Below are 22,552 nucleotides of genomic sequence, written 5' to 3'. Positions count from 1 at the left end.
CATGTAATGGTATCTTCTTTATTACTTGAGATTATGTTAATCTTCTTACTTGGAATTGGATCACAGTGGGTTGCATGGCGTTATAGTATGCCGGCTATTGTTGTCATGGCCGTAACTGGTTTAGTCATTGGTCCATTCTTGGGAATTATCAATCCACAAGAAGATTTTGGCAGTTTATATAGTCCGATTATTTCTGTTGCAGTAGCAATTATTTTATTTGAAGGTAGTTTGAATTTAAGTTTTAAAGAACTTCGAGGTTTAGGTAAACCCGTTTTTAGAATTTCTACAGTGGGTGCATTTATAGCATGGATTCTCGGTTCATTAACAGCACATTATATTGCGGGTTTGTCTTGGCCAGTAGCGTTTGTTATTGGTGGATTATTTATTGTGACCGGTCCGACTGTTATTATGCCACTACTTCGCCAGTCAAAATTAAAGCCTAGACCTGCAAAGATACTGAAATGGGAAGGAATTGTTGTTGACCCAATTGGGGCACTTCTAGCAGTATTCGCTTTTGAAATCATAGCTTATCTAACTGCTACAGATCCAGATGGAACAGCATTAATGATGTTCTTTGCAGCTTCCATATTCGCTGCGATATTTGGTTGGTTTTGTGGGAAGGGTATTGGCTTCGTCTTTGAAAGAGGTCATATCCCAGAATTTCTAAAATCTCCTGCAGTGTTTACGGTAGTTATCTTCTGTTTCACTGTAGCTGATGAAATTATGCATGAAACAGGGCTACTATCTGTAACCGCGATGGGGATCACACTTGCTAATATGGGCATTTCCTCCGTAGCAGATATGCGTCACTTTAAAGAGAATATCTCTATTCTGTTAATTTCTGCAATCTTTATTATGCTGACAGCATCATTACAAATTGAAACTCTTTTAGAAATCTTTAGCCCTAATATTATCGGGTATGTATTGTTAATGATGTTCCTTGTTCGTCCACTATCTATCTTCCTTTCAACATTTGGAACGGGACTAACATTTAATGAGAAATTGTTAGTAGGATGGATTGCGCCAAGAGGTATTGTTGCACTTACGGTATCTAGTTACTTTGCAACTATTTTATTAGAAGCAGGGTATGAGGATGCTAATATTCTTACAACCTTAACCTTTGGACTTGTGTTCTTCACGGTATTAGCACATGGTTTCTCTATTGGATGGCTTGCTAAGAAATTAAATCTTTCAATGGAAGGTAGACCAGGAACACTGATTGTGGGTAGTAATACCTTCACGGTTGAACTGGCAAAGTCACTGGCTAAATCTAATGTGCCAATAATAATCGTGGATAGTTCATGGGAAAGATTAAAAGTTGCAAGAGAAGCGGGAGTTCCTTTCTATCATGAGGAGATCCTTTCTGAGCAAACAGAATATCATTTGGATACTATTCCATATGAATACTTGATAGCAGCAACTGATAGTAAAGCATATAATTCACTAGTTTGTACGACATTTATGCCGGAATATGGCCGTACAAATGTCTTTAAAGTAAGTCATTTTGATTCCGTCTATAAGACAGGAGACATTGTTTCTAAAGTTGGCGGAAGAATCCTCTTCAAGAAGGAAGTTAACTTAGAAGATTTAAAAGAGAAGATTGAGAATGGCTTTGTCTTCAGGCGTACAACGATTACCGATCAATACACGTATCGTCAGTATTTAGATGAGAAGGACGAAGAAACGGTATTCCTATACTTAATTAAGCCATCTGGTCAAATTAAGTATTATTCAGAGGAAATGCGTACGGTACCAAGCACAGGCGATACAATTGTAAGTTTAATGCCAAGAAATAAAGAAAAAGCTAAGATTCAAGCAAGATTAGGAAATGGTGAAGTAGAATAAGCAGCGTACAGGGTGAGCCCTGTACTTATTAAGAAAGAGCGTACGAACCGTAATGGTCGTACGCTCTTATTCGAATTCTTTTAATTGTTTACGAACCTCAGCAATTTCTCCTTCTAAGCGAATAAGCTGCTCCTCAGCTGAAGATGCTCTTCCCCTGACATAAACTAATTTATCTAAGTCACTTTGTATACGAACATAATCTGATTTTAATTCATCAAGCTTATTTTCAAGTTCCTTCTTTGTCATGAATATCACTCCTCTTACTTAAGTTTAACGGGAACCCCTTTACAAAACAACTGATTGGTGTAAAATAGATTCAATTATTATAGGAAGACGCTTGGAGCTAGACATCTACATAAAGGGGGAATTTGCAATGAAGGTATTCTTGGAAACATCGATTAAACGGTATCTTGAAAGAGTAGAAGATTTACTACTCCAGCAAGAAACTAATAATAATTTAATGCTAGGATTATTAGAGCGGGGAAAGAATAATATTGGTGTATTTACTGATGGCATTCGACTAGGGATAGTGGAAGAAAACGGAGAGCCTATATATGCTTTTATGCAAACCCCTCCAAACAAATGGATACTACCAACAGTAAATAACCAACATGAACATGCGATACAGGCTGTAGTACAGTTTCTATTTCAACATAAATACCCAGTACCAGGAGTAATCGGTTCCTCCGAGTTAGTAGACGAATTTGTTGGCTTATGGAAAGATTTAACCGGTAAAAGTGAACAAACACATATGAAACAATTAATCTATCAGTTAGATGAAGTAAAAGTAACACCAGATCCAAAGGGGAAGCTTATTCAAGGCCAAGAGGAACATGTATCTCTAGTTCGGGACTGGTTGCGACTTTTTGGAGAACAAGCAAATATGGAAATAGCGAAAACACAAGCAGATAGTATGGCAAGGTCCTATATCCAAAAAGGATCTATCTACTTTTGGGAAACAGAGGGCGAACTAGTTTCCATGGCGAATAATTCCAGAAGAACTAGAAACGGTGCTACCGTTAATGCAGTATTTACCCCTGATGAACATAAGCGAAAAGGCTATGCAACAAGCGTTGTTGCAGCTCTATCTCAGATACTACTAAATGAAGGAGCAACATTTTGTAGTTTATATACCGATCTCTCCAATCCAACCTCCAATAGTATATATAAAAAGATAGGTTACTATGTAGTTGGAGATTCGGTTGACTGTTTGTTTGAGTAATGGGAAAGGACATGTAACTCTAACCTTTGAGGGGAGTGGCATGTTCTTTTTTGTTTGGAGTGTGGTCGATCCCGCGAAGTTGCTCCCAAGTCTGCAGAACATGTGTCCAATTCCTGCGAACATGCTTCCAAGTTTGAGGAGGATGCGCCCGTTCTTCGCGACCATGCTCCCGAGTATGAGGAGTATGTGCCCGATCCCCATGTGCATGCTCCCAAGTATGAGGAGTATGTGCCCGATTCCCGCGGACATGCTCCCAAGTCTGAGGAGGATGCGCCCGTTCTTCGCGACCATGCTCCCAAGTATGAGGAGGCTGCGCCCGTTCTTCGCGGACATGCTCCCAAGTATGAGAAGGATGTGCCCAATCCCCGCGACCATGCTCCCAAGTATAAGAAGGATGTGCCCAATCCCCGCGACCATGCTCCCAAGTATAAGAAGGATGTTCCCGAATCACGCTGCCATGCTCCCAAGTATAAGAAGGATGTGCCCAATCCCCGCGACCATGCTCCCAAATGTGAGAAGGATGTGCCCAATCCCCACGAACATCGCGCCCGTGCCCAAGAAGCATATGCTCAATCCCCGCGAACATCCCTCCACAAACAAAAAAAGCAACAGCACCAGGCTGTTGCTATACTATATCAATGCATCTTCCTTATTCTTCCGCGTATCTTGGTAGGTTTCCCAGAAATGTACAATGATAGTTTTTACCACTGCGTAGAATGGGACGGCGAATAGAATTCCAATAAATCCTGCAATACTTCCTGCAGCTAGAATGATGGTAATAATGGTTAATGGGTGGATTCGTAGTACATGCCCCATAATATTCGGTGAGATAAAGTTTCCTTCGATTTGTTGTGCGATGATCATGATCAGTGCGATCCAAACGACGTTCATTGGATCTTGGAATACACCAACGATGACTGCTGGAATAACGGCAATAAAAGGTCCAATAAATGGTACAATACACATCATCATTCCGAATAAGGCTAGGGCTAATGCATAATTTAAATCAATGATTAAGTAACCAATAAACAGCATAATACCAATACTTAAACTAACGAGTAGTTGCCCTTGGATATAGGCAGATAAGGTATGGTCGATTTTGCGTAACAGATTACGTAGATTGCTAGCTTTCTTTGGTTCGAAAATTTGTGTAACAAAAGGGATGAACTTATCCCCATCTTTGAACATAAAGAACAAGAAGAAAGGCACTAGTACTAAAGAGAATACAAAACCAATAACTTGTGTAATAAAACCTAGCAAGAACGTCATAAACCCTTCAAAATAGGTCTGTAGATTGGCCATAATATTATCGATCGTGTTATAAACCTCATCCGGAATAATCTTTTGATTATCTTGGATATAATCGATTACATCCTCTGCTCCTTTAATCATACTTGGAATATTGTTAATAAACCTCGTATATTGATCCTGAGCAATAGGGATAACGAAAATGGTAAACACATAGCCAACCACAATAATTAATATAAATACAAGTAGAATGGCGACTAGTTTTGGAACTTTATATTTCATTAATAGTTTGAGAATGGGTTTAGTTAGATAGAATAGTAGTCCAGCTGCAATAAATGGAAAAGCAACCGCACCAACATACTTAAATAATGGGTCAAAAATAAAACGAGTTATGTAGATTAAATAGATTAATAGAAAAACTAAAATAAACCCTACTAAAACTTGAAACCAACGTTTATTCGACAAGTTCATCACACTTTCTTCTTTATTAAGGTTATCATATATTATTTTACGCAATTTCGCACTTGTGAAAAACAAAATACTCTATATAGATTCTTACCCAAATAGCAAGAGATTAAACGGATATCATAGTCCATTAGATTATTGTCATATTTTATGTTAAAATTTGCACATAAACACATGTTGGAGGACTACATAATGGCTAATTGGAAGTCAATCTATGACAAATGGAATACATTTGAGGGATTAGATTCTGAATTAAAACAAGAATTAAACACACTACAATCTGATAATAAAGCACTAGAAGATGCCTTTTATAAAGAATTAACATTTGGTACCGGTGGAATGCGCGGTGTACTTGGAGTGGGTACCAATCGTATGAATATCTATACGATTAGAAAAGCAGTATATGGATTAGCAACTTATCTGTTAAAACACGCAGTTAATGTGAAAGACCGTGGAGTTGTTGTAGCATACGATTCAAGATATATGTCACGAGAGTTTGCGGTAGAAACGGCTAAAACACTTGGGGCTTTTGGAATAAGGACATATGTGTTTGAATCATTAAGGCCTACACCGGTACTATCATTTGCTGTTCGTTATCTAGGCACAGCAGGAGGAGCAATGATCACTGCCAGTCATAACCCTCCAGAATATAATGGGTTTAAAGTATATAACGAAGATGGCGGGCAAATGGTTCCAGATGAGGCAAATAAAATTATTGAAGCAATCAGTAACATTGAGAATGAGTTGGAAATTCCCGTTCTGGAACAAAAAGAACTAGAAGAAAAGCAATTATTACATTGGGTTGGCGAAGAGGTTGATCATGCTTACTTAGAAAAATTAAGCCAAATCACAAAGTTAAATGAAGAGGAATATAAACAAGACAAGGATTTGCAGATTGTTTTCACACCATTACACGGTACAGCACATGACCTATTAACCAAAGGGCTAAAACAACTAAACTTTAGCCAAGTTTCGGTGGTGAAAGAACAAGCTATTCCTGATCCAGAGTTCTCAACTGTGGAATCCCCGAATCCAGAAGAGCATCAAGCCTTCACCATGGCAATCGAGCTTGGTAAAAAGAGAGATGCAGATATTCTCTTAGGAACGGATCCCGATGCCGATAGACTAGGTGTCGCAGTGAAAAATAATGCAGGTGATTACACTGTATTAACAGGAAATCAACTTGGTGCTCTACTAATTGATTATATTTTAACCCATACCAATAAAGTACTATTATCGAATTCACGAGTATTAAAAACAATTGTTACATCTGAGTTAGGACAAGCAATTGCGGCTTCTTATGGGGTTAAAACAATTAACACCCTAACAGGATTTAAATACATTGCTGAAAAAATCCATGAGTTTGATTCGACTGGCGAAGCATTCCTATTTGGATATGAGGAAAGCTATGGTTACTTAATTAGTAGCTTTGCCCGTGATAAGGATGCCGTACAGGCTGCAGTGATGGCTAGTGAAATGGCTTATTATTGGAAAAAACAAGGAAAAACCTTGCTAGATGCTTTAGAATTACTTTATCAAAAACATGGCTACTACCGTGAAGGAATGTCTTCTTTAACCTTGAAAGGAATGGAAGGTTCTGAAAAGATTGCTCTAATTATGAACACCATTCGTGAAAACCCATTCGAAGAGATTGCTGGATATAAAGTAGAACTAGTTGAGGATTACGTAACTAGTGAGAGAAAAATCGTAGCGACCGGAGAAACAGAGAAAATTGAACTTCCAGAAGAAAATGTATTAAAATTCGTACTGGAAGACAATAACTGGGTTTGCTTAAGACCATCCGGAACAGAACCAAAAATTAAATGCTACTATGGTACATGTGGCACTAGCCTATCAGAAAGTGAAGCAACACTCGCAGCACTTAAAGAAAAAATGAATTCTGTAATGAATGACATCATTGCCTAGAGAATCGCCCTCGTGAAGAGGGTGATTTTTTTATAAGGAGGTTAATCTTAATGGAGAACGTTCAATGTAAGCGGGTATATGATCCATACAGTGAAGAAGACGGGATTCGTATTTTGGTCGACCGTCTATGGCCAAGAGGGATTTCTAAAGAAAAAGCAAAGCTAGATTACTGGTTAAAAGAAGTAGCACCAACAAATGAATTAAGAAAATGGTATCATCACGATCAAGGTGACTTTGAAGAGTTTAAAACCCGATATGAAGCGGAACTCAGTCAAGGAAAACAAAAGGAAGCACTGGAACAATTAATGGATCTAGTTGCTGAAAATAAAGGTCGCATTACACTTCTATATGGTGCTAAGGATGAAGTGAATAACCAAGCAGTAATTTTGAAGAAGATGTTGTTGGAGGGGAAATAGCTGTTAAAGACAATATGTAGGGCCAAGAACGAATAGTAAAGTTCATTCTTGGCCCAGCATGATTATTTTAATTCCCATTATTTGAACTGCTTGCAGTTGCAGCAGCAATCGTTGCAATCATGACTGCTTGTTGTGCTTGAAGTATTGCTTCTAAAATAGTACTTAGACTTGCTTCGGCGAGTTGTGAGTTTCCTATCTTTTCATTCACGAAAATACTTGCTGCTATCATAACGTTCATGTCCTTTTGCCATTTGAACTCTTTTTGTTGTATCAGTTCTTCATACATAGAAACAATTTGATCAATGGAATACTCATTTTGTGGGAGTAAGGCAAGCATTCCAATGATTGGATAATACAAGGACTTTACCTTAAATGGTGTATGCTGAAAGGAATCCTTAATATACATGGCCCGGTTAATTAGTACGTTAGTTTCTACATCAGTACCAAGTGCTAGGATATGACTAAGGAATTGTAAATCATTACCCTTTCGGAACCCATTCTTCGCTAACTCTTCGTAGAAACGTTCAATGTGATAGATAATGTCCGGTTGGTCTTCAATGGCAAGAAGAGTAGCTAATGGATAGTCATTACTGGACGTTAGAAATGCATGCTCTTTCTTCATCCCGTCATAAATTACCTTTGCTTTATTTACCGTTTCCATTGGTTCTTCTGCATCGCTTGCTAATAGTATGCTTGCTGCAATGTAGGTAAACGTTCCACTTCCAAATTTAACTTCTCGAAATAAGTCATATATGTCCATCAGCTTTTGTATATTAGCCTCTGGATTTTCGAACTTCACATCTAACATAGCAGCAGTAGTAAACCTAGTATTTGAACGTAAAGAGGAAAATAGACTTGCTTTTTGTTTGATAGTATCACTTAAGTCTAATAACCGCTCTACCTGTAATGGTTTTTGATTTAAGACATAGATAGAGGCAATCGTCATTAATATTCGTTTGTCCGTCACTTTCCATTTCATATGGTGTTGCAAGTCTTGATAGGCTTGAACATACTGTTCGATATTATTTTTCATGGTTAATCTCCTTCTTAGACTTTCTGTTAAAGATTGGGACTGATAGTTATTTATACGGATTATTTGGCCGAAAAGTTTCAACCTACAACTAGTGGATTTCCTATTGTAAATTTTGTGTAAATTTTAAAGCTATCTGCGGCATTATATGTTAACTTAGAAAAAGCAATTATTTTTGGAGGTACATATGAAACAGAAGAATTCCTTATTAGAGATTTTAGGAACATCCTTAAAGCTTGGACTTACTTCTTTTGGAGGTCCTGTCGCTCATCTTGGATACTTTAAAAATGAGTATATTGATAAGCGAAAATGGCTAGATGATAAAACCTATGCCGATATTATTGCCCTATGTCAATTCTTACCCGGACCCGCTAGTAGTCAGGTAGGGATAGCAATAGGAATGCTACGTGGCGGCTTCTTTGGTGGTGTAGTTTCTTGGCTTGGCTTCACCATGCCGTCTGTACTGGTGTTAATTTTATTTGCACTAGCTTTTCAAAGTTTCTCACTTGGAGATGCGACATGGATTACTAGCTTGAAAATAGTAGCCGTTGCAGTTGTCCTCCATGCGGTCCTCGGAATGGGGAAAAAATTAACCCCAGATAAGCCTAGAATAGCAATAGCGGTGATCGCGATGTTAATATTGCTCTTATTTCCATCCGCAATTGTTCAAATCTCGGTTATTATCGGTGCTGCAATCTTAGGTTACTTTATGTTTTCAAAGGATGCAGAGTCAAAGGTGAAGACTTTTTCCGTATCCATAACGAAGACACAAGGTGTAATTTCTTTATCCATATTAGTAGTATTACTAATTGGTTTACCAATTATGGCTCAGGTAGTAAATAATCCATACGTTAGCATATTTGATACATTCTTCCGTGTTGGTTCCATCGTGTTTGGTGGCGGACACGTAGTTTTACCACTATTAGAACAAGAAGTAGTACCAAATGGTCTTCTGACAAGTAGTGAGTTTTTAGCAGGATATGGGATGGCACAAGCAGTACCTGGACCTTTATTTACTTTTGCCAGTTATTTGGGAACCATGATCAGTGGCTTGCTAGGCGGGGTCATTGCAACAATCGCCATGTTCTTACCATCTTTCTTATTAATTGTTGGTGCACTACCATTTTTAAGTGAACTTCGTAAATACAAAAGCTTTCAAGGGATATTAACTGGAGTGAACGCCGCAGTAGTAGGATTATTACTTGCTGCATTCTATGATCCTGTATTCACAAGCTCTATTACAAATGCCGCTAGCTTTTCATTAGCTGCTATCTTATTTGCACTCATGTATTTCTGGAAAACCCCTGCATGGTTAATCGTAATCATCGGAGTAGTGTTAGGTGAGGTTATGCATTACCTTTTCATTTGATATGGAATTAACTTAGAATGGTAACTAGAGGTGAGTTAGAATGGCAGAACATCATTTTCATTTAAAAGCAGACTGGCCAGGTGGTCGAAACAGTGAAGGTTATATTGAAGCAGGAAATTTAAAAACTAAAATTTCCATACCACCTGAAATGGAAGGACCTGGAGTGGGAACGAATCCAGATGAAATGCTTCTTGGAGCAGCGGCAACCTGCTACATCATTACACTCGCTGCTATGATTGAAAGAGCAAATCTACCATTAAAAGAAATGTCTTTAGAATCAGAAGGTATTGTCGATGTTACTAATGGCGTTTTTACGTATAAGAAAATTATTCATCGTCCTACCGTGGCACTGACAAATAATGCGAGTGAAAAGGACTATACCTTATTACGAAAACTTGTCCAAAAAGCAGAAAAGAACTGTATGATCTCTAGAGCCATCCAAGGGAATGTAGAACTGGCACTAGAGGAGAAAATTATATAATTCCGTATCAAGGGCACTCTAATTAAAACAGGGTGCTCTTTTTAATTACCTTTTGTAAGTATTGCCGAAATTATTCTCTTGACACAAGTTATGAACCGTTGTATCTTATTAAAGCATACTAATTTTATCGGATTAATATACTTATAGTGTCGATACCTATTTAAGATGCATACTTTATTAAAAAACTATACAGGGGGAAATAACATGGACTTAATGGTCATTTTAAATATTGTTATTTTATTAGCATTAATTGGTTTATTAGTTTACATGCAACGTAAACATGTTTCGTTTTCTAAACGAGTATTTACTGGTTTAGGATTAGGGGTTTTACTTGGAGCTGCATTACAGTGGATTTATGGTAGTGGTTCTGAAATAGTGGCGATGACAACAGATTGGTTTAATATTGTTGGTCGAGGCTACATCAACTTCTTAATGATGATTGTTGTACCGTTAGTTATGGTATCCATCATTCAAGCAATTACAAACCTTGAAAAAACAGCACAGTTAGGAAAAATGGCTGGCTGGATTATCGGAATTTTAATCACAACGACCATGGTAGCAGCATTAATTGGTGTTGGTGCAGCTGCAATCTTTGATTTAAATGCAGAAGAAATTACGGTAGGGCAAGCGGAACAAGACCGTGCAGCATCACTTGAGGAGCGTTATTCAACTCAAGTAGAAGGAGTATCTACACCACAACGTATTTTGAACTTTATCCCGTCTAATATCTTCTTTGATATGACTGGTCAACGTTCAACTTCAGTTATTGCGGTGGTTATCTTCTCCATTTTCGTTGGGATAGCCGTTCTTGGGGTTAGAAGAAAGAACCCTGAGCAAGCAGAAATGTTCACTAAAATAGTTAATGCAATCTACGCAGTCGTTATGCGAATCGTAACATTGGTATTACGTTTAACACCATACGGTATTTTAGCGTTAATGGCTAATATGATTGCAAGTACAGATTTTGCAGGTATTTTAGAACTTGGTAAATTTGTATTAGCTTCTTATGTAGCATTAGGAGTTATGTTTATCCTTCACTTAGTATTAGTCGGAGTATTTGGTTTGAATCCGATCAACTATTTGAAGAAAGTATTACCTGTACTAACCTTCGCATTCACATCACGTTCAAGTGCTGGTACGATACCTTTAAATATCTCAGCACAAAAAAATGCACTTGGTGTGGAACAAGGTGTTGCCAATATGTCAGCATCATTCGGTGCAACAATGGGGCAAAATGGATGTGCCGGAATTTATCCAGCTATGTTAGCAGTAATGATCGCACCATCTGTTGGTATTGATCCGTTCTCACTAGAATTCCTAGTACAATTAGTTCTAATCATTGGAATTAGTTCATTTGGTATCGCTGGTGTTGGTGGTGGTGCTACATTTGCAGCACTAATCGTCCTATCTTCTATGGGATTACCAGTTGGTTTAGCTGGTTTACTAATCTCTATCGAAGCATTCATCGACATGGGTCGTACAGCACTTAACGTAAATGGATCTATGGTATCTGGTACGTTAACTTCCCGTATCTTAGGAAACTTTAATACAAAAGTTTTCAATGATAAAACGGCAATTGAAGAAGCTAAATCACTTTAATATAAAAAAGGCCGCTCCTAGATAGGAGCGGTTTTTAGTTTGTTAAAGAGCTCAAACTGAAAATATCACATTTAAGAGTAGCAGTCCAATTAGCAACCTGAGTTGGACTGCACTTTTTATGTTTATGTCCAGTATTTAGTAAATGTTGAATGGATTCCATTTTATTCCTTCTATGTTAACATTTAAGGAACAAAGAAATAACCGAAAAAGTTTCAATGTGAATGTTTAAATTAAAGTTTTTATGGGAACCAAAATTGTTTTTCTGCGTCTAAATAGTGTAATAGGATACATGGCAGGATTTGAGGGGGAGTAACTTGTCTTATAACAACTCGAAAATAAATAATCCAGAATTATTAATAGAGCAACTCATGGAGGAACATGGTGAAGCTTTAGCTCGGCTTGCTTTTACATATGTTAAAGATAGAGGGCGTGCAGAGGAAATTGTTCAGGACGTTTTTATAAAAGTTTTTCAGAAGATTGATCAATTTCGTGGAGAGTCCGCGATAAAAACATGGCTGTATAGAATTACGATTAATAGATGCCGTGATGAATTGCGAAGGTGGTCAATACGTACCCTTTTTTTTAAGAGCGAAGGAATTGAAGAGTCTATTCCCCATGGCGGGCTATCCCCTGACAAGAAACTTATCGAAAAAGAGAAGGAACAAGAATTAGGTATAGTCATACTAAGCTTACCTGTTAAATTTCGAGAAGTAATTATATTGTTTTATTATCAAGAAAAATCAATTGAAGAAATTTCCCATTTATTAGAACTTACGCAGAACACAGTTAAAACAAGACTATTTCGAGCAAGAAAAAAGATAGGTGAAAGGTTACATGATTATAGAAGGGAGGAAGGTTAATATGCATAATAATGTAAAGGATAGTATCGATTCTATTATAGGGTCAGACCCAATCTTTACAACGGAAAGCCAAAGGAAAGTACTTAGCATAAAGTGTAATACAAGGAAAAAGAAGAGCCCTTCTTACTTCAGGCTAATGCCTACTTTATTAGGTGTAGTTACTACCATATTAATTGCCTTCATTCTACTAGTAAATATTACAAACGATAATAGAGAAACAGCAGAATCTCCAGAAAATCCTTCAACAAATAATGAACCAGGTTCTAGTGTGAAATTACCAGAGAGCGATTCTAGCACTAAAAATGAATCTAATTTTATTCAAGAGAATAAGGATTTAATAGAAGAATATGCAGCTATTATCAAAATATTTCAGGGATATGAGTTGCCTACAGAAGGAATTGTGAAGGAAGAATTAAATGTTCTATATTATGAAAACGGATATCAATTTCATGTTCCTACAAAGCAGTTTATAGGTGTGGGGTATGACCCGGAGATTGGGCAATCAGAACCAACTGAAGACCAAATCCTAGGGGTAATTTTAGGTCACGTAGCCAATCTTAAAGCAGAAATTGATTTAGAGTCCTATCAGTGGGACCGACTAGGATTCATTGAACTTGAATTAGAGCATCTATATGAAGTTAAAAAGTACTCTGATAACTATAATTCAATTGAAGAATGGGTTGATAAGACAATAAATTATTTAGAAGAATCCAAAGCATTATTAAATAGTGACAAAGAAGAAGCATATCAACTTTTTAACAATGTGTTAAATCTTATTAGCGACTTCCATACCGCGACGGAATTAGCTAATGTAGCTAGCTTGGAAGTTCCTGAGACGGAAAAGGGGATCGTTTTGAGTCAAGATGAAATAGAAGAATTAGCTAAAACTAACCCAAATGTACTACCTGCACCTGAATTTTATTCAGTAGATGAGTTCATTGCACAATATGTAATATTTTTAAATCGTGAAAATAAAGAGCTATTGGAATCAACAGATAAGTATACGTATGAGCAACATATCGTTACAACTGCAAATGGTTATGCTAAACATTTTTTAGAACTGACTGATTCAAAAAATGAGCAAAAGAAGCTTGAAAAAATAGTAGAAATTACCGATGTTGTATTTGAGAAAATGAGAGTAAGTGAATTGGATGATTTAACACTTGAGAATTCATTTAATGAACTAAGAACTACGATGAATCATTATTTTGAGATGATTAATAAGAGTCAATAGTCTTTAAATATCATGAAAGAAAGAGGCTGGTAGGTAATTAAACTCTTTTTCTCAGCCTCATTCTTCCTTTTTATGGATATAGCAAGCACTATTATATCAACTTCAATACTCTATCCAGATTCTGCACCCGCCCGACCTGAAAGTAATCACGAAAAGGACATCCCAAATATTGTACTCGCTCCACTACATTCTCAATTGTAAACATCTCTGGCCTTAAATCCTCAGTCACTTCCTCCCAATATAATGGAGTAGCAACCGTCCCGTCTGGTGTTTTTCTACTCGAATAAGGGGCAATTAAGGTCTTATCCTTTCCATGCTGTACATAGTCGATATATAGCCTTCCATTCCGTTTATTCTTCATTCGTTCCGTAGTAAATAAATCGGGGTGTTGGTTCTCTATCGTATAGGCAATGGCTTGGGTGAAAACACCTGTATCCTCATATGTCATGCTTCCTTCTGGTATGGGAATATGTATTTGAAGCCCTTTATTTCCAGAGGTCTTAACAAAAGAAATGACATTCAAATTATCTAGGACCTGCTTTATAAGTAACCCTGCCTTAATCGCCCATTCGAACTTTTCCCTACCTGGTGGATCGAGGTCAAATACGATTTCTTTAGGCTGGTCGCTATTAGTGTCTTGAAATGGAACATGGAACTCGAGTGTCCCGTGGTTTGCGAACCACATTAATGATTCTAGAGAATCGCAGACCATTAATTTTTCATCCCCTGTTCCAACCCCTTTTATAAAATCAGGTGCATAAGAGGGGAGGTGCTTTTGATAAAAGGATTCCTCGTCGACACCATCCGGACAACGAATCGTTGTAAGAGCTCGATTCTCTAAAAAAGGTAACATGTATGGTGATATCTCCCGCATATAAGCTAAGAAATTTGCTTTGGTGAACGGCACATCTGGCCAATATAATTTATCTGTATTAGCAAAATCAATAGAATCAGGGAGCATGGCCAAATCCAGTTGAAGCCTTTCCGTCGTGCATTCATCAGCTTTGATTTCAGGAGCAATGCGACGAAATTCCGGTTCTCTTAATTCATTTTGATAAATATCTAGCGTATGGATTTCCGCACAAACAGCTGGTGGGAGATAGTAGTTTACACCCTTTTTCTCTCCATTTTTCAAAAATAACGTTTTAACCGTCTGAAAATCCTCTCCGTCGATCCCGTGCTTACATTTTCCGACAGAATGTAATCCATTGTTATCAAAAACCTGAACATCAAAATAATCATTTTTGCTGTCATAAGCTGTCAAGAATCCATGGATTACCCGCCAATTTTTAATTTTGTACCAATCTCGATGCTTTTTTCCTGTGCCGTAAGTACTCTTTTTTCGCTTTGCAATCATTCCTTCGCCCTTATGGTCAAAGATTAATTTCCATAATTCATTTGGGTTTTGAAAAGACTCGACATATCCAATTCGATTCCACATATCCCGACGAATTTCTGCTTTGTCGAAAAAAGCGGAAAGGGATTCTTTTCTTTTATCAAAAGGGTTCTTAGTTAAGTCTTTACCCGATAATTGCAAAAGGTCAAAAGCTAGCAAACTTGCTGGTCTTTCTAGTGCTGCTTTCTTTATCGATTCACTATTTTTTAAACGACCACGCTTTTGAATTCGAGAAAAATTCGCTTGGTAGGCATTGTTTAAAATAACTAATTCACCATCTAATTGGAGAGGGATAAAATCGCTAACTTTATCCTCTAATTCCTGGCAAAACATAACGATCTCAGGGAATTGTGCGGTTAAATCATGCTTGTTTTTACTAATCAGTCTAACCGAACCATTTTTCTCCCAATAGAGTACACAACGAAAGCCATCATATTTTACCTCGTATATAAAGTCACCATCTGTTGGTATATCAGTTGTCGCTATTGGTTTCATCACATCCATCTGGAAAACTCCCTTCCGTATTAAGATGAGTTAAACGCGAAGAAAATAATCAGTTGAGAATGAAAAAGGCTTGAGTTCGACAAACTATGGAAAAGGGAGGTGTTGTGATGCATACCATGTGGAAGGGGACCATTAGTTTTGGACTAGTGAATATCCCTGTAAAAATGCATGCAGCAACAGAGAATAAGGATGTTTCACTGCGGCAACTGCATAAAGAATGTAAATCACCGATAAAATATGAAAAAGTATGCCCGATTTGCGAAAAAGAAGTGGGGACTGATGATATCGTCAAGGGCTATGAATATGCCAAAAATAAATTCGTCATTCTAGATGAAGAAGATCTTGCCGAACTAAAAAAGGAGCAAGAAGACAAAGCTGTCGAAATCATTGATTTTGTAAAATTAGAAGACATTGACCCGATATACTTTGAAAAAAGTTATTATTTATCCCCAAATGAAGGGGGAAGTAAAGCATATGGCTTACTTCGAGCTGCCTTAGAAGATACCGGTAAAATCGGAGTCGCTAAAATGATGATTCGTTCTAAAGAACAGCTTGCTGTCATTCGTGTTTATAAAAACACCATTGTTGTAGAGACAATTCATTACCCAGATGAGGTCCGTGACGTGAATGAAGTCCCCAATGTACCGGAAAATGTAGAAACAGCAAAAAAAGAATTAGACACGGCCAAAATGCTAATTGACCAATTAACAACAGAATTCGAACCAGAAAAATATAAAGATGAATACCGTACCGCATTATTAGATCTAATTGAAGAAAAGAAAAATGCAGATCAAACTACCACTGCAAAAGACAAAGCAAAACCAGATAATGTGACCGATTTAATGGAAGCCTTACAAGCATCATTGGAACGTGCCAAAAAGGACAAACCCAAACCAACTCAACCAAAGAAACGAAAAGCACCCGCAAAGAAAAAAGCAGCACAAGGATAGCGGTGGATACCCTCACGTATGGTGGGGGTTTTTGGTTTGGGGTGAGGGGTGATTTTGTGTAGTGGGAGCATGCGCCCGTTTTGGCGTGGCATCTGCCCGAGAAGAGAGAAGATGCGCCCGATTGAGGGTAGCATCTGCCCGAGAAGAGAGAAGATGCGCCCGTCTGAGCGCATCATCTGCCCTATAAGTGAGACCATGTGCCCGTCCGAGCGCATCATCGCCCCGAAAGTCTAGACCATGTGACCTTCCAAGAGCATCATCGCCCCGAAAGTCTAGACCATGTGACCATCCAAGAGCATCATCGCCCCAAAAGATCAGACCATGTACCCGTCCGAGAGCATCATCGCCCCGAAAGTCTAGACCATGTACCCGTCCGAGAGCATCATCGCCCCGAAAGTCTAGACCATGTGCCCGTCCGAGCGCATCATCGCCCCGAAAGTCTAGACCATGTGACCATCCAAGAGCATCATCGCCCCAAAAGTCTAGACCATGTGCCCGTCCGAGCGCATCATCGCCCCAAAAGTCTAGACCATGTGACCTTCCAAGAGCAGCATCGTCCCAAAAAGCCAGACCATGTGCCCGCCCGAGAACACCATCGCCCCAAAATGCTAGACCATGAGCCCGTCCGAGAACACATCACCCCAAAATGCTAGACCATGCGACCGTCCAAGAATACCATCCACCCAAAAGCCAACCCACGCGCCCAACCCAAAAAACCAACCCACTCCCCAATTCCACCAAATTTACCCATTACATTCCAATATCAATCTTTCATTGCGTTTACATGTCCTTTACAACCTCAATAAATCGCATTGGACAATGCGTATTCCTTTACTGATATGGGTAGAAAGGTAGTACCCCGAAAGAAAATTACAGTAAAGGAATGAGCAACATGGAACGTAACCCGTTTTTTGATAATGCTAAGGTGCTACTTATTTTCTTAGTAGTATTTGGGCATTTAATTCAGCCTTTTATTGAGGCATCTGTTGGTATGAATACGTTGTACACGTGGATTTATACGTTTCATATGCCAGCATTCATCTTTTTAGCTGGATTCTTTGCGAAAGGATTTGGGGATAAAGGATATATTGCAAAACTAGCTAAAAAGCTATTAATTCCATATGTAGTATTTCAATTAATCTATTCTTCGTATTATTACGTTATCGGAAAATCAAATTGGCTAACAGATATCTTTTATCCACATTGGTCACTTTGGTTTTTAATCAGTTTATTCTGTTGGCATATGTTGTTGATTTTATTTAAACGTTTTCCAATCTATGCAAGTTTATCGGTAGCTGTTTTGCTTGGGATTTCAGTAGGATATTTAGCAGCAATAGGGCACTCATTTAGTTTATCCAGGACATTTGTCTTCTTCCCATTTTTCCTATTAGGATTTTGGTTAAAAGAAGAGCATATTATGCTACTGAAGCGGAAAAGTGTAAAGATAACCTCTCTCGTTGTTATGGCTTTTTTTGCGGTGGCTATTTACATCGCACCAGAGATTAACACGGGTTGGCTGTTAGCATCGAAATCCTATTTTGATTTAGGTATGCAAGAGTTTGGTGGCATTGCCAGATTACTTGTTTATCTGACTTCTACCATCATGGCAGCTAGTGTGCTAGCGTGGGTACCGACAATGCGGTTCAACATGACGAAATTAGGAGAAAGAACGTTATATGTTTATTTATTGCATGGATTTATCATCCAGTACTTCCGTGCATATGATGTATTTGAAGTGAATAATGTATTGGATGTACTTGGGCTAGCAGGAGTTTCAGCTATTATTGTTCTATTATTATCTAGTAAACCAGTCCTTACGTTCAGTCAGCCCCTAATCGAATGTAGAACCAGTTTATTAAGAAAAAAACTAAAAACATCGGAGTAATTTGAAACTTTTGCACGACTTTTTGCGTATATATAAGTAGCCCCCCTTTTTCTAGAAGAAATAAAGAAAAAACCAAACCTATGCCAAGGTTTGGTTTTTTTGCATTTAATATTAAAAAATCATATGCGCGATAAGCACAATAACAGGTAATGTGATCAACGTACGTAAAAGGAAAATGACAGCAAGGTCCTTAAAGGAAACAGGAACTTTTGAGCCAAGCAGAAGCCCACCGACCTCTGACATATAGATTAATTGTGTAACGGAAAGTGCCGCGATAATGAAACGAGTAATCTCAGCCTCAATCGAAGCGCCAATAACAGAAGGTAAAAACATATCTGCAAAACCGATTAATATGGTTTGTGAAGCTTCTTCTGCATATGGTACCTGCATCAGTTCTAATAGCGGAATGAATGGCATTCCTAACCACTGGAAAACTGGTGTATATTCCGCAATGATCAGTGCAACTAATCCAAGTGCCATTACGACTGGTGCTACACCCATCCACATGTCTAAGACGTTCTGACAGCCTTCCTTAATGAACTGATAAAAACTAGATTCCTTCTTTGCTCGGTTAACAGCCTTTTCATACCCATAGGTAAATGAATTATATCCGTCTGGAATTTCCTCGTTAACCCCATCAGCTTTCCCATTAATATACGTATCTGCCTTCCTGGAGAGAGGAGGGATTCTAGGCATGATTAAGGCGGCGATTAGACCTGCTACAAGGACGGTTAAATAAAAGGGAAGAAACATATGTCCTAGATCAACCTGATCAATAACAACTAAGGAGAATGTAATGGAAACAACGGAAAAGGTTGTTCCGATTACAGCAGCCTCTCGCTTCGTATAAAAGCCTTCCTCATATTGCTTACTTGTTAAGAGTACTCCAATCGTTCCGTCACCAATCCAAGATGCCAATGCATCAATGGAGGAACGACCTGGTAATTTAAACAATGGTCTCATTAGTTTGGTTGTCAGTGTCCCAAACAGTTCCATTAATCCAAAGTTCATTAATAGCGGTAAGAAGATACCCGCGAATAAAAATACAGCAAATAAGACATGTAATAAACTATCTAGTAATAATTGACCAGTGTTTTCTCCATGTATTGCTTCTGGTCCAATTCTAAAATAAACCATAATGGCAAAAACAGCTGCAAGTACTCTAGCAATGGTCCAAAACCAATTGACATGTAGTAGGTTTTGAAAGAATGGTGTCTTACCCATTTTTTCTCGGCCAATTACTCGAGCAATGACGGTAAGAACTGCGGTAATGGTAATAATAATCATCATGATAAATGATAAATGGTCCGCTAACTTGTCTTGTACCCAATTGGCTAATATTGCAATGGGGATTGTAAAGCCACCGTCTGTTTTAATTGGAACAATAAATAGTAAGATTCCAATAATAGAAGGTATGATAAATTTTAGATTTTCTCCCAATGTGTAGGTTTTCTTCATGATGAACCACCTTATATCTTTATCTTATTAGTATGTTGTATTCTTGCTTTTTCTATCACGTTTACTAGTATAATCATTCGCATATATATTTGTCAAAATGTATTTTTATTAACCTAATAGATTTGTAGAATAGAACGCTAGCGATAAGTAAGCCAAGTATACCTTATAAACAAACATTTGTTTGAGAGCCAAAAGTACTGATTATCATACTTAAAATGCAAGTAGTAACGTTTTTATTAGTTATAACTAACCAATTAACAAAATTGTATTGCGCATATATTCAAACAATTGTATGATATGAGTAACAGTACATAGATTGGGGGACAAATAGCGTATGATAAACTACTTGCAAATGTATAAAGACTTTGAAAAAAAATTAGAGCGGCAGTTAACTAGTGAAGAAATTAAGTTTTTGCAATGGGTTTTTAATCGCTATTTAAAAGAGAATAACCAACAACCTGCATAATGGTTGGATTGTTCCAATCCCTTATATGATGATAGTGGAAGTCTTGAAGTAATCAAGGCTTTTTATTTTTGCTCAGATATTAACTTTTCGGTATGATAAAGAAGTATGGTTAATGAAGATAGGAGTGTCTGACGTGGCGGTAGCAAACAATACAATCTTGCAAAAAATGATGCACGAATTAGAGCAGGCGAAACGAAAACAAGATCAAGCCGAAATGCTGAAGCATATAGAAAATATACGATTATTATGTGATTTATTTTTACCAGAGGAAAAAAGCGTAATGACTACAGTCGAGTCACCTGAAGTAAGTGAAGAGGAATTAAAAACAATGTTGGGGAAAACAACAAGTCAGAAGCCACAATCGACATATAGAAAGTCAATCGAGCTCGATGAAGATGATGCAAATGGAGATTCATTATTTGATTTTTAATAGGGAGTGTAAAGAAAGATGAAGATATTTTTAATACTTGGAGCTATTAATGGCTTTTTAGCTGTTGCCCTTGGAGCTTTTGGAACACATGGTTTAGAAGGAAAAGTGTCTGAAAAGGCACTTGGTACATGGGATACAGCTGTTACGTATCAGATGTTTCACACCGTTGCGTTATTGGTAACAGGGTTAATCGGATTGAAATTCCAATCAGGAAGTCTTGCTGCAGCAGGATGGCTATTCCTTATTGGGATTATTATCTTTTCTGGTAGTCTATATATCTACTCCACAACGAGTATTAAAACATTTGCTATGATTACACCAATTGGTGGGCTGGCATTCTTAATCGGGTGGATAATACTTGGATACACGGTAATGAAATTCTTATAAAAAGATCAATAAGAATGTGGCAAATAGAAAGAGGAGAAGTGCTCTTACTAATTGCTTTACTCCGTGTGTTTGATTTCGCATATTCATACCAATTAATCCATCAAAGGCAAGACTTACTGCAATACAGTACAGACAAAGGATGATGAGTAAGAATATCCCTTGAATTAATGCAATTAGACCAAAAAGTAGAGCTAGCCCAATGGCAACCAGCTCACCACGAATAAACTTTTCATATGGATGTCGCATGGATATCGCCTCACTACGTTCTTAATTGAGTTCTATGTAAAAAAGGATGGTACAGCTTGTTTAGTACCATCCTATTGCTTTTTGTCTAGAAGAAAATCTCCCATTTTCACACGGTGTACTAGCGCGGATTATAGGTTGCCATTTGTCCATTACTACCAAATGGGTATTCATAGTTTAGCTCTTCATCAAACGTCACATAATCAAGATATACCATTAACAGTAAGTAACGCTTTCCGGTTTGCGGATCACTAAGTATGATATGATCACGGCCTGCTGCCTCAATAACACCTCTAAAAATCTTCGCATTCCATTCTGCATTATTTTCAAATGTCATATAAACCGTTGCTACTTTACCACGGTTTAATCTTAAAATGTTTTCGATATAAGATTGTTCTGCAGGTAGCATTCCCGGTACATTAATAAAAGGAGATTGTTGTTGCTGCTGTCCTTGCCCTTGTTGTTGTGGTGGGAATGTACGTTGGTTATATACTGGATAAAAAGCTGGGGATGCCTGCGGGAAATAATAATAAGGCTGTTGCCCAAAATTTGCACTGTGTTGTGACTTTCCTTGGTTGTCAGTCATCTAAAAACCCTCCTAAATATATTTAATCTAAAATACCGTTGGACAATCTGCCTGAGTAGGGGCATAGAAACAATGGGATTTGAATCTTCCACTGTTCCATTGGTTATACCACTGAGCTGGACAGCTACCCTCCGGTCTAAAAAACCATAATGAATTGGTTGCGGGATGAAATCTTTCACCATTAATGGTTCGACGAGCTAACCGCCTTTCTGATTCTCTAGCCCGTTGATAAAAATATCCTTTCACTGTTGCCTCGAAACCACCTGGACTTTGAAAAACCATATCGTTAATATTTCGAATGTCCTTAAAATCTAGGCAGTCTCCACGAACACGATTAACACCTACATTGCCAACCAAAAGCATTCCTTGTACTCCATCACCTTCTGCTTCGGCTCTCATTAAACGTGCTAATAAGTCAATGTCACTTGTGTTGTGTTTGATTACTGCCATGTGTACACCTCATTTCATCCAAGGTCTACTATGATTATATGTATGAGTGGGCGGAAAGTGATATGACTAGAGAAAATAATTAGGAAAAAGTTATCTGGATTA

The 22,552-nt window shown here is 37.8% G+C and carries 23 protein-coding genes; 14 read left to right on the top strand and 9 right to left on the bottom strand.

Annotation, left to right across the window (positions count from 1 at the left end; all coding sequences use genetic code 11):
* Positions 1-6: 6 nt before the first annotated feature.
* Positions 7-1,845 (top strand): cation:proton antiporter, encoded by a 1,839-nt coding sequence (locus tag BN999_RS15605; RefSeq protein ID WP_096272849.1) that lies wholly within the window; start codon positions 7-9, stop codon positions 1,843-1,845.
* Positions 1,846-1,911: 66 nt separating this feature from the next.
* Here BN999_RS15605 and BN999_RS15600 read toward each other — a convergent pair whose 3' ends face one another.
* Positions 1,912-2,091, bottom strand: coding sequence for an SE1832 family protein (locus BN999_RS15600; RefSeq protein WP_096272847.1), 180 nt, complete (start codon positions 2,089-2,091; stop codon positions 1,912-1,914).
* Between the two features lie 127 nt (positions 2,092-2,218).
* On the opposite strand from BN999_RS15600, the gene BN999_RS15595 reads away from it, so the two are divergent.
* Positions 2,219-3,067, top strand: a complete 849-nt coding sequence (locus BN999_RS15595; protein ID WP_096272845.1) for a GNAT family N-acetyltransferase — start codon at positions 2,219-2,221, stop codon at positions 3,065-3,067.
* 19 nt (positions 3,068-3,086) lie between these two features.
* Here the strand turns inward: BN999_RS15595 and BN999_RS15590 are convergent, their stop codons facing one another.
* Together BN999_RS15590 and BN999_RS15585 are read right to left on the bottom strand one after the other, a co-directional pair.
* Positions 3,087-3,653 (bottom strand): hypothetical protein, encoded by a 567-nt coding sequence (locus BN999_RS15590; RefSeq protein WP_096272843.1) that lies wholly within the window; start codon positions 3,651-3,653, stop codon positions 3,087-3,089.
* A 44-nt stretch (positions 3,654-3,697) separates the two neighbouring features.
* A complete protein-coding gene (locus BN999_RS15585; RefSeq protein ID WP_096272841.1) occupies positions 3,698-4,786 on the bottom strand; it encodes an AI-2E family transporter in 1,089 nt (362 codons plus the stop codon).
* Between the two features lie 186 nt (positions 4,787-4,972).
* Here BN999_RS15585 and BN999_RS15580 point away from each other — a divergent pair, with 186 nt between their 5' ends.
* Together BN999_RS15580 and BN999_RS15575 are read left to right on the top strand one after the other, a co-directional pair.
* Complete coding sequence (locus BN999_RS15580) at positions 4,973-6,706, top strand: phospho-sugar mutase (protein WP_096272839.1); 1,734 nt, start codon at positions 4,973-4,975, stop codon at positions 6,704-6,706.
* A gap of 50 nt (positions 6,707-6,756) precedes the next feature.
* A complete protein-coding gene (locus BN999_RS15575; protein ID WP_096272837.1) occupies positions 6,757-7,122 on the top strand; it encodes a DUF488 domain-containing protein in 366 nt (121 codons plus the stop codon).
* 67 nt (positions 7,123-7,189) lie between these two features.
* On the opposite strand, the gene BN999_RS15570 is transcribed toward BN999_RS15575, so the two are convergent.
* Positions 7,190-8,155: a DUF4003 family protein gene (locus BN999_RS15570; protein WP_096272835.1), complete on the bottom strand. Its 966-nt coding sequence runs from the start codon at positions 8,153-8,155 to the stop codon at positions 7,190-7,192.
* A 184-nt stretch (positions 8,156-8,339) separates the two neighbouring features.
* On the opposite strand from BN999_RS15570, the gene BN999_RS15565 reads away from it, so the two are divergent.
* The 5 genes from BN999_RS15565 to BN999_RS15545 all read left to right on the top strand — a co-directional run bounded on the left by BN999_RS15565 (position 8,340) and on the right by BN999_RS15545 (position 13,695).
* Positions 8,340-9,521 (top strand): chromate transporter, encoded by a 1,182-nt coding sequence (locus BN999_RS15565; RefSeq protein ID WP_096272833.1) that lies wholly within the window; start codon positions 8,340-8,342, stop codon positions 9,519-9,521.
* Between the two features lie 40 nt (positions 9,522-9,561).
* The gene (locus tag BN999_RS15560; protein WP_096272831.1) at positions 9,562-10,002 is read left to right on the top strand and encodes an OsmC family protein; all 441 of its coding nucleotides are present in this window, start codon (positions 9,562-9,564) and stop codon (positions 10,000-10,002) included.
* Positions 10,003-10,206: 204 nt separating this feature from the next.
* Complete coding sequence (locus BN999_RS15555; protein WP_096272830.1) at positions 10,207-11,601, top strand: L-cystine transporter; 1,395 nt, start codon at positions 10,207-10,209, stop codon at positions 11,599-11,601.
* 314 nt (positions 11,602-11,915) lie between these two features.
* Positions 11,916-12,461 (top strand): sigma-70 family RNA polymerase sigma factor, encoded by a 546-nt coding sequence (locus tag BN999_RS15550; protein WP_096272828.1) that lies wholly within the window; start codon positions 11,916-11,918, stop codon positions 12,459-12,461.
* Between the two features lies 1 nt (position 12,462).
* Positions 12,463-13,695 carry a hypothetical protein gene (locus BN999_RS15545; RefSeq protein ID WP_096272826.1) on the top strand — a complete coding sequence of 411 codons (1,233 nt, stop codon included), beginning with the start codon at positions 12,463-12,465 and terminating at the stop codon, positions 13,693-13,695.
* A gap of 91 nt (positions 13,696-13,786) precedes the next feature.
* On the opposite strand, the gene BN999_RS15540 is transcribed toward BN999_RS15545, so the two are convergent.
* Positions 13,787-15,595 (bottom strand): DNA ligase D, encoded by a 1,809-nt coding sequence (locus tag BN999_RS15540; RefSeq protein ID WP_096272824.1) that lies wholly within the window; start codon positions 15,593-15,595, stop codon positions 13,787-13,789.
* A 107-nt stretch (positions 15,596-15,702) separates the two neighbouring features.
* Between BN999_RS15540 and ku the strand changes: the two genes are divergently transcribed.
* Positions 15,703-16,545 (top strand): non-homologous end joining protein Ku, encoded by an 843-nt coding sequence (gene ku, locus BN999_RS15535; RefSeq protein WP_096272822.1) that lies wholly within the window; start codon positions 15,703-15,705, stop codon positions 16,543-16,545.
* Between the two features lie 892 nt (positions 16,546-17,437).
* Positions 17,438-18,430 carry an acyltransferase family protein gene (locus tag BN999_RS15530; RefSeq protein WP_096272820.1) on the top strand — a complete coding sequence of 331 codons (993 nt, stop codon included), beginning with the start codon at positions 17,438-17,440 and terminating at the stop codon, positions 18,428-18,430.
* A gap of 111 nt (positions 18,431-18,541) precedes the next feature.
* Here BN999_RS15530 and BN999_RS15525 read toward each other — a convergent pair whose 3' ends face one another.
* Complete coding sequence (locus BN999_RS15525; RefSeq protein WP_096272818.1) at positions 18,542-19,888, bottom strand: YjiH family protein; 1,347 nt, start codon at positions 19,886-19,888, stop codon at positions 18,542-18,544.
* A 334-nt stretch (positions 19,889-20,222) separates the two neighbouring features.
* Here BN999_RS15525 and BN999_RS21095 point away from each other — a divergent pair, with 334 nt between their 5' ends.
* The 3 genes from BN999_RS21095 (at position 20,223) to BN999_RS15515 (ending at position 21,171) form a co-directional block, all read left to right on the top strand.
* The gene (locus tag BN999_RS21095) at positions 20,223-20,354 is read left to right on the top strand and encodes a hypothetical protein (RefSeq protein ID WP_255247490.1); all 132 of its coding nucleotides are present in this window, start codon (positions 20,223-20,225) and stop codon (positions 20,352-20,354) included.
* Between the two features lie 133 nt (positions 20,355-20,487).
* Positions 20,488-20,784 (top strand): YwdI family protein, encoded by a 297-nt coding sequence (locus BN999_RS15520; protein ID WP_096272816.1) that lies wholly within the window; start codon positions 20,488-20,490, stop codon positions 20,782-20,784.
* A gap of 18 nt (positions 20,785-20,802) precedes the next feature.
* Positions 20,803-21,171 carry a DUF423 domain-containing protein gene (locus BN999_RS15515; protein ID WP_096272814.1) on the top strand — a complete coding sequence of 123 codons (369 nt, stop codon included), beginning with the start codon at positions 20,803-20,805 and terminating at the stop codon, positions 21,169-21,171.
* Here BN999_RS15515 and BN999_RS15510 read toward each other — a convergent pair.
* The 3 genes from BN999_RS15510 to BN999_RS15500 all read right to left on the bottom strand — a co-directional run bounded on the left by BN999_RS15510 (position 21,166) and on the right by BN999_RS15500 (position 22,450).
* Positions 21,166-21,417: a hypothetical protein gene (locus tag BN999_RS15510; RefSeq protein WP_096272812.1), complete on the bottom strand. Its 252-nt coding sequence runs from the start codon at positions 21,415-21,417 to the stop codon at positions 21,166-21,168. The genes BN999_RS15515 and BN999_RS15510 overlap by 6 nt on opposite strands.
* 118 nt (positions 21,418-21,535) lie before the next feature.
* Positions 21,536-22,000 (bottom strand): spore coat protein GerQ, encoded by a 465-nt coding sequence (gerQ, locus tag BN999_RS15505; protein ID WP_096272810.1) that lies wholly within the window; start codon positions 21,998-22,000, stop codon positions 21,536-21,538.
* Between the two features lie 27 nt (positions 22,001-22,027).
* Positions 22,028-22,450, bottom strand: coding sequence for a cell wall hydrolase (locus BN999_RS15500; RefSeq protein WP_096272808.1), 423 nt, complete (start codon positions 22,448-22,450; stop codon positions 22,028-22,030).
* Positions 22,451-22,552: the final 102 nt, after the last annotated feature.

The organism is Paucisalibacillus globulus (assembly GCF_900184735.1).
Lineage (GTDB): Bacteria > Bacillota > Bacilli > Bacillales > Amphibacillaceae > Ornithinibacillus > Ornithinibacillus globulus_B.
This window is presented reverse-complemented; position numbering and strand designations above follow the sequence as displayed.

Bases quoted from the DNA above. Each gene is read 5' to 3' on its own strand.
- BN999_RS15570 (WP_096272835.1), bottom strand. From the start codon at position 8,155: ATGAAAAATAATATCGAACAGTATGTTCAAGCCTATCAAGACTTGCAA.
- gerQ (WP_096272810.1), bottom strand. From the start codon at position 22,000: ATGACTGACAACCAAGGAAAGTCACAACACAGTGCAAATTTTGGGCAA.
- BN999_RS15595 (WP_096272845.1), top strand. From the start codon at position 2,219: ATGAAGGTATTCTTGGAAACATCGATTAAACGGTATCTTGAAAGAGTA.
- BN999_RS15590 (WP_096272843.1), bottom strand. From the start codon at position 3,653: ATGTTCGCGGGGATTGAGCATATGCTTCTTGGGCACGGGCGCGATGTT.
- BN999_RS15600 (WP_096272847.1), bottom strand. From the start codon at position 2,091: ATGACAAAGAAGGAACTTGAAAATAAGCTTGATGAATTAAAATCAGAT.
- BN999_RS15585 (WP_096272841.1), bottom strand. From the start codon at position 4,786: ATGAACTTGTCGAATAAACGTTGGTTTCAAGTTTTAGTAGGGTTTATT.
- BN999_RS15510 (WP_096272812.1), bottom strand. From the start codon at position 21,417: ATGCGACATCCATATGAAAAGTTTATTCGTGGTGAGCTGGTTGCCATT.
- BN999_RS15500 (WP_096272808.1), bottom strand. From the start codon at position 22,450: ATGGCAGTAATCAAACACAACACAAGTGACATTGACTTATTAGCACGT.
- BN999_RS15575 (WP_096272837.1), top strand. From the start codon at position 6,757: ATGGAGAACGTTCAATGTAAGCGGGTATATGATCCATACAGTGAAGAA.
- BN999_RS15530 (WP_096272820.1), top strand. From the start codon at position 17,438: ATGGAACGTAACCCGTTTTTTGATAATGCTAAGGTGCTACTTATTTTC.
- BN999_RS15605 (WP_096272849.1), top strand. From the start codon at position 7: ATGGTATCTTCTTTATTACTTGAGATTATGTTAATCTTCTTACTTGGA.
- BN999_RS15580 (WP_096272839.1), top strand. From the start codon at position 4,973: ATGGCTAATTGGAAGTCAATCTATGACAAATGGAATACATTTGAGGGA.
- BN999_RS15515 (WP_096272814.1), top strand. From the start codon at position 20,803: ATGAAGATATTTTTAATACTTGGAGCTATTAATGGCTTTTTAGCTGTT.
- BN999_RS21095 (WP_255247490.1), top strand. From the start codon at position 20,223: ATGATAAACTACTTGCAAATGTATAAAGACTTTGAAAAAAAATTAGAG.
- BN999_RS15525 (WP_096272818.1), bottom strand. From the start codon at position 19,888: ATGAAGAAAACCTACACATTGGGAGAAAATCTAAAATTTATCATACCT.
- BN999_RS15560 (WP_096272831.1), top strand. From the start codon at position 9,562: ATGGCAGAACATCATTTTCATTTAAAAGCAGACTGGCCAGGTGGTCGA.
- BN999_RS15540 (WP_096272824.1), bottom strand. From the start codon at position 15,595: ATGGATGTGATGAAACCAATAGCGACAACTGATATACCAACAGATGGT.
- ku (WP_096272822.1), top strand. From the start codon at position 15,703: ATGCATACCATGTGGAAGGGGACCATTAGTTTTGGACTAGTGAATATC.
- BN999_RS15545 (WP_096272826.1), top strand. From the start codon at position 12,463: ATGCATAATAATGTAAAGGATAGTATCGATTCTATTATAGGGTCAGAC.
- BN999_RS15555 (WP_096272830.1), top strand. From the start codon at position 10,207: ATGGACTTAATGGTCATTTTAAATATTGTTATTTTATTAGCATTAATT.
- BN999_RS15565 (WP_096272833.1), top strand. From the start codon at position 8,340: ATGAAACAGAAGAATTCCTTATTAGAGATTTTAGGAACATCCTTAAAG.